Genomic DNA, 15,848 nt, shown 5'->3' with positions numbered 1-15,848 from the left:
GTAGCTCCCGCGCGCGGGAGCTACCGCTCGGCGGTCGAGCGGCGACGGCGAATCTCCGCAAGGATTCCGAACGCGAGGCCGATCAGGATGCCAGTGCCGTGGTCGTCTCTGAGCACCGTCATTGTGATGCCGGTCAGCGTGACCACCGACAGCACCACGAGTGACGTTCGCTCGACGCCCAGCCCGCGGCGCGCCACCGCTGTCGCCACGATGGAAGCATTGCCCGCAATCACCGATGCTTCCACGCCGCCGATATCGAGTGCCGTGAGGTAGACGGCGAAAAACATCGCGTACACCTGAGCGCATCCACCGAGCGGGCTGTGATCGGGCTCGACCGCGCAGGTCACCACCAGCACTCCGATCAGGGCTGCGACGGCCGCCGACGAACCGCCGCCGGTGTCGGCCGGATGCCACACGCTGTAGATCGCGACACTGCCGACACCACCGATGGCGTAGGCACACAACCAGGTGGCCGGCCCCACCCGGCGCTGTGCGGCGACCCCCACCAGCACTGTTCCGAGGAGGTTGAAGGCGAACTGACCCCAACCGTCCGGCTGCACCAGTACCGGTGTGACAGCTCGCCACCACTGGCCGGATTCGAGGAGCGGCCGGTTCCGGACGAGCAGATCCATCACGCTCGAGTCGAGAAAGGCGACCACGCTGACCACGCTGGTGATCGAGGCGACCACAAACGTCAGTACGGCTGAGTGGCGATCCGCAGATCGTGCGTCGGTCCCGGAATTCATCCGTCACCGTTCACTGACACAGGTGCACGCTAGCCGCATGCACCCATGTCAGTCCTCCAGGACGCTGACGCTCACGCCGTAGGGCAGGAAGCGGACCCGTCGACGCGGGTCGGTGTTGTCCTTGTGTGCACGGAGGGCATCGAGTTCGGTGGCGTAGAGCTGGTCGATCTGGGGTGATCCAGCGTCGTCGACGCTGTAGATCGCCCAGACTCCGTCGCCCTTCTGACCTGTGGTTTCGGGCTCGGGCGGAGCCTTGGGCGCACTGACGTTGGAGGCGAACAGTGAACCGACCACCTCGCGCAGTCCCTCGGTTGCCTCTCGGGCGAACTTGTCGAAGTCGTCGGATCCGAATCCGAAGGGTCCTTGGTTGGCCATGGCTGTACCTCCTCAGGTGATACTCCAGTATGCGCGTTTTCTCCGAACAGCCGCCGAGCGTCCGTACGTTCACGTTGCCGGGCAGCACCGACCCAGCTCTGGTCTTTCTGCACGGACTCGGCTCCGCGGGCATCCCGGCATTTGGCGCCATCGCCGCCGACGCGACGTTCGAGGGTCGAGAGCGGCTGCTGCCGGATCTGCTCGGCTTCGGTTTCAGCGATCGCCCGCTCGATTTCGGGTACTCACTCGACGACCATGCTGCCGCCGTTGCAGACCTGCTCGATCAGCGGAACCTCTCGTCGGTCGACCTTGTCGGCCACAGCCTGGGTGGATCGATCGCCATCGTGCTCGCCTACCGTCGACCGGATCTGGTGGGCCGGCTGATCGTGCTCGAACCCAACCTGCTGCCGTGGGACGGCACCGCCAGTGTCGAGATTGCTCGGCAGTCGGAGGCCGAGTTCGTCGACACCGGTATCGACCGATTGATCGCCGACGCGGATCCGGAATGGGCGTCCACCCTGCGCGTTGCCGATCCGGTTGCACTTCATCGCACCGCCGCCGGGCTGTGCGTGGGACCTGATCCGACGGTGCAGGCCATGCTGGAGTCGCTCACCGTACCGCGGTTGTTCGTCTACGGAGAGCGTACCGGCGCTCCGAGTCAGCAGGACCGATTAACTTCTGCAGGTGTGGGTTTCACACGCATCGACAATGCCGGCCACGTCATGATGGCTGACAATCGCGAAGGCGTCGTAGAGGCCGTGAAAGCCGGGCTACTGCTGTAGCCGGGCACCGATGGTGTTGTGCAGAGCCCGCAGCGAGTTCTGGCCGAGCGAGACCGTCTGCGACTCGACGTACCGCAACAGATGTGAATCGTCGAGAACCTTCTCACTCGACTGGATCAACACGGTGCCGGCACCGGTGAAGTCGAACTGACGCTCCTCGCCGCTGTTGGCTCCGAGAAATCCGCGCGCCGCACCGAGGAAGTTCTGCATCCAGTCTGCGTCGAAGTGATGCGACGGTGACGGGCAATCCGCCCATCCCACAAGCGCTTCCGGGTCGATGCGCAGCGGCGGCTCGGCGAACATGACGGTGCCGTTGGACGAGGCCAGGAACTTACCGGTACCGAGCAGAGTGAGAAATCCCGGGACGATGGACTGCTTGAGATCCAGAGTCGGCTCGAACGCAAGCAGATTCGCGGCTCGGATCGTCAGGTTGCCGTCGTCGAGGTCGTAGCTGTTGATGTTGAATCCGCGATCGCCGAGGATCAGCTTGCCCTGACCCTGCGCGAGAACCCAGTCGTTGGAGTACAGCGGAGACGAGAACCGCGCGGCGACGATGGCAGGCATCGACGTCTGCCCCAGCGGCTCGAAGCGAATGTTGCCGTAGTACGCGATCATCGCGCCCTTCGACGTGAACCACGGCTGACCCGCAAGTTCGACGCAGAATGCGTAGTCGTTGCCGGGCACGTTGTCGTTGACCGGCAGGGTGTACGGGGTGTGAATCTCCAAACTCATTGCGCCGCTCCCTAGAACTTCTGCTCGGACGCCTGCACCCACACGGTGCCCATGCCGGTCATCTTCAGCTGGATCGCCTCGCCGCTGCCCTTGCCGACGGCGTCACGCCAGCCGACATTGGCAGAGATGTCGACGTTGATGTTGCCGATGTGGCACACGTACGCCTGCGGATCGACCACCACCTGTGGGTGATCGGGCCCGACCTGCAACGGTGTCGCGCCGCCGTGCGACAGGACAGCGACGCTGCCCTGCCCGGTGAGTTGCGTCGTGAACAGACCTTGCCCGGTCATTGCGCCGCGCACTGCTCCGCGGACGCCGCCCTGCGAGGTCAATGCCACGATGGAACTCTGCAGGTAGCCGTCGTGCACCAGGAGCCGATCGGCTTCGACGGTGAGCATCGACGACCCGTCGAGATGGATCACCTCGATGTACAACCCGGCGTGACCGTAGAAGACCTCGCCCTGCCCCTCGGCGGCCATCATCGCGACGTGTTCGCCCGCCATCATCCGGCCGGCCATCCCGGCAACGCCGCCCATGCCGGGCATGGCACCGGCCGAGCCGCCCATCGAGTGCGGAACGAACCGGACGTCGCCGGTGTAGTAGAGCATCGATCCACGACGCGCGAGCACGTTCTGATTCGGTGCCAGAACGGATTTCACGACTTTGCTGTTGACGAGTTCGAGTGGCACGTCAGCGCTCCTCGGGTTGGATGTACACGACGCCCTGGCCGTCGAAGCGGAGGGAGAACGCCTCGCCGCTGCCGCCGCCGATAGCGGAGCGCCACGTGACGTCGGTGACGAAGCTCTGGTTCAGCTGGCCGCGGTGGGCGACGAACGCGTCGGGATCGACGACGAGGGGATATTGCGGATCGACGGCGAGGGCGATGATCGGCCCACCCTTCGACAACAGCGCCACGGTGCCGGATCCGCTGACCACCGTGGTGAACAAGCCCTGCCCCGACGTTGCGCCGCGAAGACCGGAGAACTTCACATCGGTCTTCAATTGACCTGTGAGAGCGAGTAATTGAGACGATTCGACGTGGAGGCTGTCGCCTTGCACCTCGACGAGAGTGATGTCCTGGGCATCGACGGCGAAGTACACGGTGCCCTTGCCGGATACGTCCATCAGTGACAACGACTCGCCGGTCACCTTCTGTTTGAGCGCGGCGCGGAAACCGCCGCCCCCGCCCATGCCTGCGCTCTTGAAGGCGACATCGCCCTCGTAGGCCACCATCGAACCCGACATCGCGCGCAGGGAGTCGCCGGTCAGGTCTGCGACCAAGACACGGTGCCCGTTCATCCTCAGCTGAGCCACGGGGGAACTATGCCACTGCTCGCGCCGTCGTGGCTACTGCTGGAGGTATGCCGGCGTGCCACTATCGACGGCGATACAGCCGTTCGGGTCGCCCGGCCCTGCCGTACTGCAGCCGGATATCGAGAATCTCGTGTGACAGGTAATGCTCGAGGTATCTGCGTGCACTCACGCGCGAAATCCCGACGAGATCGGCACATTCACTCGCCGACAATTCGGTTCCCGGCGTGATGACGTCGAGCACCGACTTCCCTGTCTCGGCGGACATTCCCTTCGGCAACTGCACGCGTTCGGCGGCGACGGTTCCACGACCGAACAGAGCGTCGACGACACCCTGGTCGAGCCGATCCGTGGACAGAGCCTTCCGGCGCGCCAGAAACGCGTCGAGCTTGTCTCTCAGGTTCACGTACTCGAACGGTTTGATGAGGTAGTCCGTGGCACCACCGGTCAGCGCGGCATTGACGGTATCCAATTCGCGAGCGGCGGTGATCATGATGACGCCTACGGCGTTGTTCTGCGCGCGCAACGTTCGGAGGACGTCGAGCCCCGATGCGTCCGGAAGATGGACGTCGAGCAAAATCAGATCCGGCTGTATTTCGGCAATGGCAGTGAGTGCTTCCGCTGCAGTACGAGCTACACCCACTGCCCTGAAGCCGTCTGTCCGGTCCACGAAGCGACGATGAATGTCGGCCACCATGAAGTCGTCGTCGACCACGAGGACGGTCGTCGATGCGGTCATCGTTCTCCTGTGCTCTCTCGCTCCGGCAACGGGATTCGCACTCGGAATCTAGCGCCCCCGGTAGCGGCGTTGTCCACCGTCGCTGTTCCGCCGTGTTGCGTACTGACCAATCGGACCAGAGCGAGACCGATTCCGCGCCCGCCGGGTTGGTCGGGTTTCGAGGTCACTCCCCGTGAGAACACAGATTGTCGCATGTGTTCCGGCACCCCTCGGCCCGAGTCGGTGACATCGATGACCAACTCGTCCGTGTCGTCGATGACGACCGTGATGGCACGCTCGCCGCATTCGCGCGATGCGTCGAGTGCGTTGTCCACCAGATTGCCCACCACCGTGATCACGTCCGTCGACATCGCGGGGTCGAGCGGTCTCAGGTTGGATGCGGGGTCGAGAGTCAGGCGCACACCGATTTCTGCGGCCAACGACGTCTTCGCGATGAGTAGCGCTGCCACCGCCGGATCGTGGATGTGTGCGGTGATCGATTCGCTGATCTCCGCGCGCCTACGGGTGAGGGTGCCGACGAGGGCTGTCACCTCGTCGTAACTGCCCAATTGGGCCAAGCCGGAAATGGTATGGAGTTGATTGGCGAATTCGTGAGTCTGGGCGCGGAGCGTGTCGGTGACACTGCGGTGTGACGTCAGCTGACTCTGCATCGACGCGAGCTCGGTGCTGTCACGCATCGTGGTGACGGTGCCGATGTGTTGTCCGCGGCTGGTGGCGGTGCGGCGGTTGAGTGCGAGCACCCTGTGCGCGGTCGTGACGATGAAGTCCGCCACCTCTCCATCGGACTTCAGAACGTCCAGTACCCCGTCGTCGATGCCGACGTGGTCCACCTGCTTGCCGACCACGGTGGGATCGAGCCCGAGAAGTGTGCATGCGCTGTCGTTGATCACGGTGATGGTGCCGTCGTTTCCGATGGCGATCACCCCCTCACGGATACTGTGCAACAACGCTTCTCGATGGTCGGCGAGGCTTGCGATCTCTGCCGTCTCCAGGCCGAACGTGTGTCGCCGTATCCGGCGAGAGAGCAACCACGACCCCACGGCACCCAGACCGGCACCGATTGCCAGGTACAGAATCAATCTCGCTCCGGACTCGGACAACAGCGTCCACGTGGACGGGTACCGCTCCGCCACGGTCACGATGGCGAGCACCGAACCATCGGCTGCCAGGACGGGGACGTGGCCGGCAATGGACCGGATGCCCGCAGCTTCGATGTCACCCGACCACCCGCGGCCGTCGAGGACGTCGCTGTCCCCCAGGGCGGCTGAGCTACCGATTCGGGTGGGATCGGTGGACACGATCACAGCACCGTCGGTGGACACTATTTCTGCCAGCGATGCGCCGGAGAGCGCGACGGCCCGATCTACGTCGGGTGCGAGCACTCGTTCGACCAATGGCGCGTCCAGCTGATCACGAACGACGGGAGTCGACGCCAGATTCTCGGCAACGGAAAGCATCCGAGCTCCGCGCAGGTCGCGAAATTCGTCGGTGGACTGCTCTATCGATATCGCGGCGACGGCACCGAGTACGAGGGCGAGGACGGCGAGCTGCAACACCAAGTACTGCCCGGCGAGGGTGAGGGTGTGTCGTCGGTTGACTGGTCGTCGACTCTGTCGTGACCACAAAGAACTTAACTTCCATTGGTTTCTCAAAAGTGACTCGCATCACGTTGGAATCGATACTTGCTACCGATCACAGTCTCACAGAGACCGAACCGAAACGAGGACCGATGCCCAGAAGGCTGACAGTGGTGTTGGCACTGATCCCACTGCTCGTGCTGGCGCTCGCATCATGTGGCGTCACCCGAGGCGACGAAGGCGAGGGGCTGCACCGCATCCGGATGATGGTGCCCAACAGTCCCGGTGGGGGTTACGACCTGACCGCGCGAACCGCAGTGAAGATCATGGAGGAAACCGACATCACCGGCCGCGTCGAGGTCTTCAACGTCATCGGAGCAGGCGGAACCGTTGCCATGGCTCGATTGATGAACGAGGCAGGCAACGACGACCTGATGATGATGATGGGACTCGGTGTCGTCGGCGCGATGTACACCAACGGCTCGACCGATCGAGTCTCCGACGCCACCCCGCTTGCCAAGATCGTCGAAGAACAAGAGGGAATTCTCGTCCCCGCGGATTCGCCGTTCCAGACCGTCGCCGACTTCGTCGAGGCGTGGAAAGCCGACCCGTCCTCGGTGACGATCGGCGGAGGATCCTCTCCGGGCGGGCCCGACCACCTGTTTCCGATGGAAACCGCGCGCACGGTGGGCGTGGATCCGACGGCCGTGAACTTCGTGTCCTATGACGGCGGCGGCGATCTGTTGACGGCCCTGCTGGGCAACAAGATCTCCGCGGGCACGTCGGGGCTGGGCGAGTACATCGATCAGATCGAGGCCGGACAGGTGCGAGTGCTGGCCGTGTCGGGAGCCGAGCGACTGCCCGGCATCGATGCACCGACCCTGACCGAAGCCGGTATCGATCTGCAGTTCACCAATTGGCGCGGTGTTCTCGCACCGCCCGGAACACCCGAAGACGTTCGTGCACAGATGGTTGCGGCGTTGACCGAGCTGCACGGCACCGACGAATGGAAGGAAGCGCTCGTGACCAACGGATGGATCGACGCATTCGAGACCGGACCTGCTTTCGAGCAGTTCCTGCGAGATCAGGATGCCCGGGTCGAGTCGACACTCACAGAACTGGGACTCGTATGACCGCCACGGTCGACCGCACCGACGATAGCGGTGAGACTGGGTCGGAGAAGGTCGGTCCGGACCGCGCGCAGCTCCTGGTCTGCGCGGTACTGCTGGTGGTCGGCGTATTCTTGATCGTCGACGCGCTCTCTCTCACAGCGGAATTCGCCAAGGTCGATCCCGTGGGTCCCAAGCTGATTCCCATCGTCGTCGGGATCGCCATGCTCGTCTGCTCCGTCTTGCTCGCCGTGGCAACCCTCAGGGGTAGCCGAGGTGAGCAGGACGGGGGTGAAGACATCGACACCTCTACTCCGGCCGACTGGAAGACCGTCGGACTGCTCGTCGGGCTCTTCGTGGCAACGATCGTGCTGGTGGACACGCTGGGCTGGGTGATCGTCGGGGCGATGCTCTTCGGCGGGGCCGCAACGATTCTCGGCAATCGACACTGGATTCGTAACCTGGCCATCGGGCTCGTTCTCTCACTTCTGAGCTTCTATGCGTTCTACGTCGGGCTCGGGATACCGCTGCCTGCAGGCATTCTGGACGGAATACTCTGATGGACAATCTGAACTGGCTGATGCAAGGCTTCTCCGAAGCCGTCACCCCGATGAATCTGCTCTATGCGTGCATCGGAGTGCTGTTGGGCACCGCGGTGGGTGTACTGCCGGGAATCGGCCCGGCAATGACCGTCGCACTGCTCCTTCCGATCACCTACAACGTCAGTCCCAGTGCGGCATTCATCATGTTCGCCGGAATCTACTACGGCGGCATGTACGGTGGCTCGACCACGTCGATCCTGCTCAACACTCCGGGCGAATCGTCGTCGGTGATCACCGCTATCGAAGGCAACAAGATGGCCAAGGCCGGGCGGGCCGCGCAAGCACTCGCCACGGCCGCCATCGGATCGTTCATCGCCGGATCGATCGGAACCATGCTGCTGGTGCTGTTCGCCCCCATCGTCTCGCGCTTCGCGGTGTCGCTGGGAGCGCCCTCGTACCTGGCAATCATGGTGCTGGCCTTGGTCGCTGTGACTGCGGTACTCGGCAGCTCGAAATTGCGCGGATGCATCTCTCTGCTGCTGGGACTCGCCATCGGACTCGTGGGAATCGATTTCCTCACCGGCCAACCCCGGGCCACCTTCGGTGTCGCTCAACTCTCCGACGGAATCGACATCGTGGTCATCGCTGTCGCCGTGTTCGCACTGGGCGAGGCCCTGTGGGTCGCTGCGCATCTGCGCCGCAAGCCGGCCGAGGTGATTCCCGTCGGGCGCCCATGGATGGGCAAGAGCGATTGGAAGCGATCGTGGAAGCCGTGGTTGCGCGGTACCGCATACGGATTCCCGTTCGGCGCGTTGCCCGCCGGCGGGGCCGAGCTGCCGACGTTCCTGTCGTACATCACCGAGAAGAAGCTGTCCAAGCATCCGGAGGAATTCGGCAAGGGTGCCATCGAGGGTGTTGCAGGGCCAGAGGCAGCCAACAACGCCTCTGCGGCAGGCACTCTCGTGCCGATGCTGTCGTTGGGTCTGCCCACGAATGCCACTGCGGCAGTCATGCTCACCGCGTTCGTGTCATACGGAATTCAGCCCGGACCGACGTTGTTCGACAAGGAACCGCTGCTGATCTGGACGTTGATCGCGAGCTTGTTCATCGGTAACTTCCTGCTGCTCGTGCTCAACCTCCCGTTGGCACCACTGTGGGCAAAGCTGCTGCGCACACCGCGGCCGTACCTGTACGCGGGAATTCTGTTCTTTGCCGTGCTGGGTGCCTACGCCGTCAATCTCCAGTTGCTCGATCTGGTTCTGCTGCTGATCTTCGGATTGCTCGGACTGATGATGCGGCGCTTCGGACTACCCGTCCTGCCACTCATCATCGGTGTCATCCTCGGTCCACGGGTAGAGCGTCAACTGCGCCAGACGCTGCAGCTCGGCGGCGGCGAATGGAGCAGTGTCCTCTCCGAACCCATCGCCATCGTGGTCTACGTCGTCATCGTTCTGCTACTGGCTGCGCCGTTCGTGGCAAAGCTCGTTCGGCCCCGCACTGCACCCACCCTCCAGAAGACGAAGGAAAATGCATGATCGTCGTCGGCTACACCCCTGACAAATTCGGTGCCGCGGCACTCGAGCACGGAATTGCCGAGGCCAAGTTCCGCAACACCGGCCTCAAGGTCGTCAACACCTCCACCGGCGACTCCTTGGCCGATCCGCGATTCGCGGATTCCGAGGCCGTGACGGAGTTGCACGCCACCCTCGATCGCTCCGGTGTCGAGTACGTCCTGGACCAGGCTGTAGTTTCGGATACCGTCGACGCACTGCTCACCGTCATGGACGGCGACGATGCCGACGTACTGGTCATCGGAATCAGACACCGGTCAGCAGTGGGCAAACTGCTGATGGGCAGCTCCGCCCAGCAGCTGCTGCTCTCGTGCCCCAAGCCGGTGCTGGCAGTCAAACCGCCTCGATAGCACCGGTTGGGTCCTGCTGTTGTCGCCTGCTCCACCACACGTGTGGGGCAGGCGACAGCCGTGTCAGACGAGAGGCTTCAATGCCTTTCCTGCCAGCTCGACGGCTCCTGGCTGGTGCCCGTTGGTGATCAGGTTGATGATGACGCCGTCGATGCCCTGATCGAGGACGCGCTTCTGCACCTGCTCGGCAACATCGTCGGGGGTTCCACAGAAGTGGCGATCGGTGGCCTTCGCCGCGTCCTCCTCGGACAGGTTGGTCAGATCGAGGCCCTGCTTCAGCACGAACTCGCGCTGCAATTCCTTGGCCTTGTCGCCGTCCTCGTCGATGATGACGAACGCGAGGAAGCTCGTTTCGAGATCCTTCGGGTCGCGGTCGACTTCCTCGCAGCGGGCCTGAACGGCCGCCATCTTGCGCGGCAATTCGTTTGCGTCGCAGATGATGTTGAGGTGATCGGCGAACTGAGCGGCCAGGCCGAAGGTCTTCTTCTCGCCACCGCCGCCCAGCATGATCGGCAGGTCGTCGCGAATACGCGGCTCGTTCATCGCGTTCTCGACCTGGTACCAGAGGCCGTCGAACGTGGGACGCTGGCCGCGCAACATGGGTTCGATGATCTGCAGGGCCTCGTCGAGACGCTCGAACCGATCGGTGAACGTACCGAATTCGAGTCCGAAGCTCTGGTGCTCGAGTTCGTACCAGCCGGCTCCGATGCCGAGGATCGCGCGACCGCCGCTGACGACGTCGAGCGTGGTGACGGTCTTGGCCAGGATCGCCGGATTGCGGTAGGTGTTTCCGGTGACCAGGGCGGAGAGCTGGATGGTGTCGGTGGCGGTCGCAAGGGCGGACAGCGCGGAGTAGGCCTCGAGCATGGGCTCGTCGGGCTTGCCGATTCCAGGGAGTTGGTAGAAGTGATCCATCACGAACGCGGTGTCGAACCCGGCCGCTTCGGCCTCGCGCGCCTGCGCGATGACCTGGGGAAAGAGTTCTGCGACCGAACCGTCGTAGCTGAAGTTGGGCATCTGGTAACCGAGGCGAATAGTCACGGAAGCCACGCTACTCGGATATCGGCCCATGGCACGTGAGAGAGCGCGATAATTCGTCCATGACCACCATCGATCTGGCCCGAGCACCGTTCTCCGGATTCGCCGTCGACGACCTGCCTGCGGCCCGCACGTTCTACGCCGACACCCTCGGTCTCGAGGTGACCGACAACGAGATGGGGATGCTCGAACTACACCTGGCAGCCGCGACGGTGCTGGTCTACCCTCGGCCTGGCCACGTGCCGGCGCAGTACACAATCCTCAACTTCCCGGTGGTCGACATCGAGGCTGCAGTCGATGTTCTGACCGCAAAAGGTGTTGCGTTCCAACAGTATCCAGATATGGGGACCGACGACAAGGGAATCTTTCGACACGGTGGGCCGTTGATCGCCTGGTTCACAGATCCGGCGGGCAATGTGTTGTCGGTGTTGCAGGCCTGATCGCCCTCAGGCGCTCGGGGTTCCCTGGGCGAGAGTGACTGTGCCGGTGGTGGTTACGCCTGCATCGTCCACCCACTCCACGACGGCGGTATCGCCCGGGATGCGACCGACGAGTGCCTCCGACAGATCCGCGGAGGACTGCACGTCCGTTCCATCCAGCGAGACGATGATGTCTCCCGCCGACAAGCCGAGAATCTCCGCGGGAGAATCGGAGTTCACCGAGACGACGGCTGCACCCATCGCCGGTTTGTTCTCGAAGACCGACACGTCACGCACCGAGACCCCGAAGTACGGCGTCGGGCCCACATGTACTGTGCCGCCGGATCGCCGGGCCAGCACCTGATCGAGTACGGCAACCGCCTCGCCGATCGGGACGGCGTAGGCCTCGGGTGCCTGTGGCGGTGTGAACTCGGTGCCGTTGCGCGCCTCGTCCGACAGTCCGGCGGTGTTCACACCCACCACCCTGCCCCAGGCGTCGAACAGTGGCCCACCCGAATCTCCCGCTCGCACATCGGCATCGACGCGAATCATCTTGTCCAGCGTGTTACGTGAGCCGTCCACCGAACTGCGAGTGCGCACCTGCTGATCGAGGGCGGTCACAGCCCCGGGTGCCGGTACCAATACCCCTGCACCCGAGGCGTTCCCGATGGCAGTGACTGCATCACCCACGTCGGGAAGTGGGTCCGGGGCCAACTCGACCACTGGCAGGTCGGCCGCGGTGATCAACTGCACGACCGCGACGTCCCGAGATTTGTCGTAACCCAGCACGGTGGCGTCGTAGATCAGTCCGTTGCCCATGTTCACCGCGCTGATCTCGGTGGCGAACTCAACGACGTGGAAGTTGGTGAGCACGATCCCGTCGGGAGCGACGACGAAGCCGGTGCCCGCGACCCCGGAGAAGCCGGCGGACGCCGACAGCGTGACGACGGCTGGATCGACCCGAGCCGAGAGCTCGTCGAGAGTCAGTGGCGGTGGTTCGACGACGGGAGCAACGGGTGGGACGGGTGCAGGCGCGGCAGCGAAGTCCGTGGTTCCGGGATCGAGTGGTGGCGTTGCGAACAGCCACATACCGGCAGCGACCAGCGTCAGAACCACCGCTCGTCCACCCGACCGCATAGGAATCGATTATGGTCCGGTGGCGTCGGAGGTGCCAGCTAGTTGACGATCACGGCCCGTGGAACGTCGGCGCGCAACGTGAAATCGGTGACGAACTCGCCGTCCTCGGGTCCGTACCGGTTCTTGATGTCGTAGTTCTCGACGTCGAAAGCGTCGAGCGTCGGTGAGTGTGTCGTGACGGCCATCGTCGCGCCGTCGACGTCGAATTGGAGCAGACGCTGAAATCCGGTACTTCGTTCGCCGTCGACCTCGAAGTACTGGTAATCGGCCAGCAACTGCACGACGGTGCGGTCGGTGTCACCGACATTTTCGTCGACCACGGCAACCTGACCGTCCACGTGCCCGGACAAGACGAGGAAGACCGACTCGTGGGGTACGACGAGTCGGTTCCAGATCTGTTGACCCGAACTCGATCCGATATCGCCGAACCCCATCAGCTTCTTCTCGCCGAGTTCGTCGAGGTAATAGTGCGTACCGATGACGACGTTGCGGTCGGGGTGATCGTCGAGTACCCGTTCTGCCCACTGCATGACCTTCTCGGGTGGGTTGTAGCCGATGAAGAGCATGAGAAATTTCGCGCCGGCGATGTCGACCAGATCGTAGTGCGCCGAATTGTCCTCGGCGGTAAAGGAACCGCCCCAGTACGGCTGATCGCGATAGCGCTGCGGGCCGAAGTACTCGTTGTAGAGCGCGTGATTCTTCTCGTGCTCACCTGGAACCAACTTGCCGGCTGCGTTCCAGATGTTGTCGTGGTTACCGGGCAGGACGCCGTGGGCAATGCCTGCGTCTTCCAGGATGGTCATGGACTCGCTAGCAGCCTCGAATTCTTTGCGGGCCTGGGCATCCGGCCGACCCGGGCTGATCCAGCTCTGAATGAGGTCACCGGTGTGCATGCTGTAGTCGATCTTCAACGCGTCGGCGTTGTCGGCAGTCCATTGCGTCATGTCCGAATACACACCGGGGTCGTCGCGCGAGATGTACTGGGTATCGGTGATGTGCTGAAGCGCGAAGTCGTAGGTGTCGGCGTCCGCGAAAGCCCTGTCGGGGGTGGCGTTGGTCTCGGCGAACGAACGATCCGCCCGGGGACTGTCGATGACGAGAACCTCGACAGTGCCGCTTGCACTGGCGACGTCGGCGCTGAGTTCGATCGGCCCGCCGGGTGTCGGAGGTTCGGCTGCCGCGAGCGGCGGACCCCAATCGGCCGTCGCTGCATTCCATACGTGCAACGCGAGATCGTTGTTGTTGACCGATCGACCGGTCCAGGTGAGGGTCGTTCTTTCGGTCCCTGGAACCACCGACACGGTATAGCGAAGATACGGGTACTCGTCCCACCCGGACGTCTGCATCTCGGTGGTCGACGATTCGACACCGACCTCGTGCGTCGTCGGATCCGATTCGGCGGCGATCCCCGCCACCACCGACGTGGTGATCGCTGCGGGCACCGTCGTCAACCCGACACCCGGTACCGCAGCGGCCTGACGAGGCGTCGGCTGGTCGCGACGTTCGGCTGCCGCGTCGGCGCAGCCGACAGTGAGTAACGCACAGACCAGCGCCAGGGAGCCGAATGCGGATGGGCGCTGCATGCCATCGAGGCTACCGATACCAGCGCCGGAGCCGCGGCGACGACGCTACCGCCCGTCTACAGTCGGCTCATGTCCGCACAGCGTCGACCTCGGGTTTCGATCGGTATTTCCGGCTGGACGTACGCGCCGTGGCGAGGAGATTTCTATCCGGCGGGCTTGGCGCACCGCAAAGAGCTTGGGTACGCCTCCGAGCACCTGACCTCGATCGAGATCAACGGCACGTTCTATGCGATGCAAAAGCCTTCGAGCTTCACCAAGTGGCACGACGAAACGCCCGACGACTTCGTGTTCGCCATCAAGGGTGGCCGATACGTCACGCACATCAAGCGACTTGTCGGTGTCGAGTCGGCCTTGGCGAACTTCTTCGCCACCGGGGTCCTGACGCTCGGTGACAAGCTGGGGCCCTTCCTGTGGCAGCTTCCGCCGAATCTCGAATTCGACGCGCAGAAGGTGGCGGACTTCTGTGCCCTGTTGCCCAGAACAGTCACTGCGGCAGTGACGTTGGCCGAGTCTCGGGACGACAAGCTGGCCGAGGACCGGGTGTTGCTGCCCGCCGCGTCGTCTCGGCCACTGCGGCATTGCATCGAAGCCCGGCATGCCAGCTTCGCCTCCGACGCGGCAGTGGAACTGTTGCGCGAGAACGGTATTGCAATCGTGGTTGCCGACACCGCCGGAAAGTACCCGTACATCGACACCCCCACAGCGGATTTCATGTACGCCCGGTTGCACGGGGACGAGGAACTGTACGCCAGCGGTTACACGGACGAGGCCCTCGATCGATGGGCACAGAAAATTGCCGAGTGGACGTCGGTGGGACGCGACGTCTTCGTGTACTTCGACAACGACATCAAGGGTTACGCGCCATTCGACGCCATGAAGCTCATCGAGCGCGTCGGTAGGTAAGTATTCTCCTGTCTACCGTCGAGGCTAGAGATCCTGATACTTCGATAGCTACTGATTCGATGCAGGTAGAGCCTCTGCGACGCGTGACAGGCTGCGCGCCGCCGCGAGAATCGCCTGCACCTTGTCCGTCAGAGCGTCGCCCTCGAAAGTTTCCACGCGGCCACCGACGCTGATCGACGCCACGACCACCCCGTCGCGTCCGAGAATCGGTGCACCGACTGCCGCGACACCAGCGAGGTAGTCGGAGTTGCTCAGCGCATATCCCTGCGATCGGATTCGGTCGAGATGGCCGATCAACTTTTCGGGCGAGGTCAATGTCCGGTTCGTGTACGCGGGCAGTTCACCGCCGAGCCAGCGGTCGCGAATCCGAGCGGAGAACGCCAGCATCGCCATCGGCCCGGCCGTGGCGTGATACGGAAGGACGGACCCGATCGAAATACCCGCTACTACAAGAGGATTACTGCCTTCATGGCGATCGATGCAGACCGCACCTTCGTCTGCGGGGACCATCAGATAGGCGGTATCGCCGAACTTTTCAGCGATCTCGGACAGGTACGGCTGGGCGGCACCGCGGATGTCGAGTTGTGTCAGCGCGGACGAGCCGATCTCGAACACCGGCATGGCGATTCGGTACGAACCCTCCGCTGTTCTGTCCACCCAACCGGCGTGGATCAACGTCGTCATCAGACGGTGCACGGTCGTCTTGTTCATTCGACTCGCCGTCGTCAGATCGTTGAGCGTCCACACGGGATGGGTCGTGTCGAAATGGTCGAGTAGAGCGCATGCCTTCACGACGGCACCGACGATGTCGCGGCCGGCCTGAGCGTCGGACTCGGTGGGAACTGCCACTGGTTGTTCCTTCCGGTCGGGTGGAGCGTCGTCGCCATCCTACGAACCGACGCTCGATGCGGTATCGATCGACAGGTGTTGACTT

Annotated in this window: 18 protein-coding genes; 7 read left to right on the top strand and 11 right to left on the bottom strand. The window is 63.5% G+C overall.

What is annotated here, in order from left to right; translation table 11 throughout:
- Positions 1-20: 20 nt before the first annotated feature.
- Positions 21-746, bottom strand: coding sequence for a rhomboid family intramembrane serine protease (locus BH93_RS26470; RefSeq protein ID WP_037172399.1), 726 nt, complete (start codon positions 744-746; stop codon positions 21-23).
- A gap of 48 nt (positions 747-794) precedes the next feature.
- The gene (locus BH93_RS26465) at positions 795-1,121 is read right to left on the bottom strand and encodes a hypothetical protein (RefSeq protein WP_037172401.1); all 327 of its coding nucleotides are present in this window, start codon (positions 1,119-1,121) and stop codon (positions 795-797) included.
- 29 nt (positions 1,122-1,150) lie between these two features.
- Between BH93_RS26465 and BH93_RS26460 the strand changes: the two genes are divergently transcribed.
- On the top strand, positions 1,151-1,903 hold the full coding sequence (locus tag BH93_RS26460; protein WP_037172403.1) for an alpha/beta fold hydrolase: 753 nt from the start codon (positions 1,151-1,153) through the stop codon (positions 1,901-1,903).
- Here the strand turns inward: BH93_RS26460 and BH93_RS26455 are convergent.
- From BH93_RS26455 to BH93_RS26435, 5 genes are all read right to left on the bottom strand, one after another.
- Positions 1,892-2,635, bottom strand: coding sequence for an AIM24 family protein (locus BH93_RS26455; RefSeq protein WP_037172406.1), 744 nt, complete (start codon positions 2,633-2,635; stop codon positions 1,892-1,894). The genes BH93_RS26460 and BH93_RS26455 overlap by 12 nt on opposite strands.
- Before the next feature lie 11 nt (positions 2,636-2,646).
- A complete protein-coding gene (locus BH93_RS26450) occupies positions 2,647-3,324 on the bottom strand; it encodes an AIM24 family protein (protein ID WP_032378609.1) in 678 nt (225 codons plus the stop codon).
- Position 3,325: 1 nt separating this feature from the next.
- Complete coding sequence (locus BH93_RS26445) at positions 3,326-3,934, bottom strand: AIM24 family protein (protein WP_037172562.1); 609 nt, start codon at positions 3,932-3,934, stop codon at positions 3,326-3,328.
- 76 nt (positions 3,935-4,010) lie between these two features.
- Positions 4,011-4,685, bottom strand: a complete 675-nt coding sequence (locus BH93_RS26440) for a response regulator (RefSeq protein ID WP_037172408.1) — start codon at positions 4,683-4,685, stop codon at positions 4,011-4,013.
- Positions 4,682-6,310 carry a sensor histidine kinase gene (locus BH93_RS26435; RefSeq protein WP_052064926.1) on the bottom strand — a complete coding sequence of 543 codons (1,629 nt, stop codon included), beginning with the start codon at positions 6,308-6,310 and terminating at the stop codon, positions 4,682-4,684. The genes BH93_RS26440 and BH93_RS26435 overlap by 4 nt, the downstream gene beginning before the upstream one ends.
- Positions 6,311-6,414: 104 nt before the next feature.
- Between BH93_RS26435 and BH93_RS26430 the strand changes: the two genes are divergently transcribed.
- Genes BH93_RS26430 through BH93_RS26415 form a run of 4 tightly spaced genes read left to right on the top strand, consistent with a single transcriptional unit; the run spans position 6,415 to position 9,834 of the window.
- Complete coding sequence (locus BH93_RS26430) at positions 6,415-7,395, top strand: Bug family tripartite tricarboxylate transporter substrate binding protein (protein ID WP_037172564.1); 981 nt, start codon at positions 6,415-6,417, stop codon at positions 7,393-7,395.
- Positions 7,392-7,931: a tripartite tricarboxylate transporter TctB family protein gene (locus BH93_RS26425; RefSeq protein ID WP_037172412.1), complete on the top strand. Its 540-nt coding sequence runs from the start codon at positions 7,392-7,394 to the stop codon at positions 7,929-7,931. Before BH93_RS26430 ends, BH93_RS26425 begins: the two co-directional genes overlap by 4 nt.
- Positions 7,931-9,448, top strand: coding sequence for a tripartite tricarboxylate transporter permease (locus BH93_RS26420; protein WP_037172414.1), 1,518 nt, complete (start codon positions 7,931-7,933; stop codon positions 9,446-9,448). Before BH93_RS26425 ends, BH93_RS26420 begins: the two co-directional genes overlap by 1 nt.
- The gene (locus BH93_RS26415; RefSeq protein ID WP_037172417.1) at positions 9,445-9,834 is read left to right on the top strand and encodes a universal stress protein; all 390 of its coding nucleotides are present in this window, start codon (positions 9,445-9,447) and stop codon (positions 9,832-9,834) included. Before BH93_RS26420 ends, BH93_RS26415 begins: the two co-directional genes overlap by 4 nt.
- Before the next feature lie 63 nt (positions 9,835-9,897).
- Here the strand turns inward: BH93_RS26415 and BH93_RS26410 are convergent, their stop codons facing one another.
- Positions 9,898-10,875 (bottom strand): LLM class F420-dependent oxidoreductase, encoded by a 978-nt coding sequence (locus BH93_RS26410; RefSeq protein WP_032368006.1) that lies wholly within the window; start codon positions 10,873-10,875, stop codon positions 9,898-9,900.
- Positions 10,876-10,934: 59 nt separating this feature from the next.
- Here BH93_RS26410 and BH93_RS26405 point away from each other — a divergent pair, with 59 nt between their 5' ends.
- Positions 10,935-11,312: a VOC family protein gene (locus BH93_RS26405; protein ID WP_037172422.1), complete on the top strand. Its 378-nt coding sequence runs from the start codon at positions 10,935-10,937 to the stop codon at positions 11,310-11,312.
- A gap of 6 nt (positions 11,313-11,318) precedes the next feature.
- Here the strand turns inward: BH93_RS26405 and BH93_RS26400 are convergent, their stop codons facing one another.
- Together BH93_RS26400 and BH93_RS26395 are read right to left on the bottom strand one after the other, a co-directional pair.
- Entirely contained in the window at positions 11,319-12,428 is a 1,110-nt protein-coding gene (locus BH93_RS26400) for a S1C family serine protease (RefSeq protein WP_037172424.1), read from the bottom strand.
- 38 nt (positions 12,429-12,466) lie between these two features.
- A complete protein-coding gene (locus BH93_RS26395; RefSeq protein ID WP_037172426.1) occupies positions 12,467-14,011 on the bottom strand; it encodes a metallophosphoesterase in 1,545 nt (514 codons plus the stop codon).
- 69 nt (positions 14,012-14,080) lie between these two features.
- Between BH93_RS26395 and BH93_RS26390 the strand changes: the two genes are divergently transcribed.
- Complete coding sequence (locus BH93_RS26390; RefSeq protein WP_037172427.1) at positions 14,081-14,914, top strand: DUF72 domain-containing protein; 834 nt, start codon at positions 14,081-14,083, stop codon at positions 14,912-14,914.
- A 48-nt stretch (positions 14,915-14,962) separates the two neighbouring features.
- Here BH93_RS26390 and BH93_RS26385 read toward each other — a convergent pair whose 3' ends face one another.
- On the bottom strand, positions 14,963-15,763 hold the full coding sequence (locus BH93_RS26385) for an IclR family transcriptional regulator (RefSeq protein WP_037172430.1): 801 nt from the start codon (positions 15,761-15,763) through the stop codon (positions 14,963-14,965).
- Between the last annotated feature and the right edge of the window lie 85 nt (positions 15,764-15,848).

Origin of the sequence: Rhodococcoides fascians A25f, assembly GCF_000760935.2 — a bacterium.
Lineage (GTDB): Bacteria > Actinomycetota > Actinomycetes > Mycobacteriales > Mycobacteriaceae > Rhodococcoides.
Note: the sequence above shows the minus strand (reverse complement) of the source record. Positions and strands in the feature narration are given on the sequence as shown.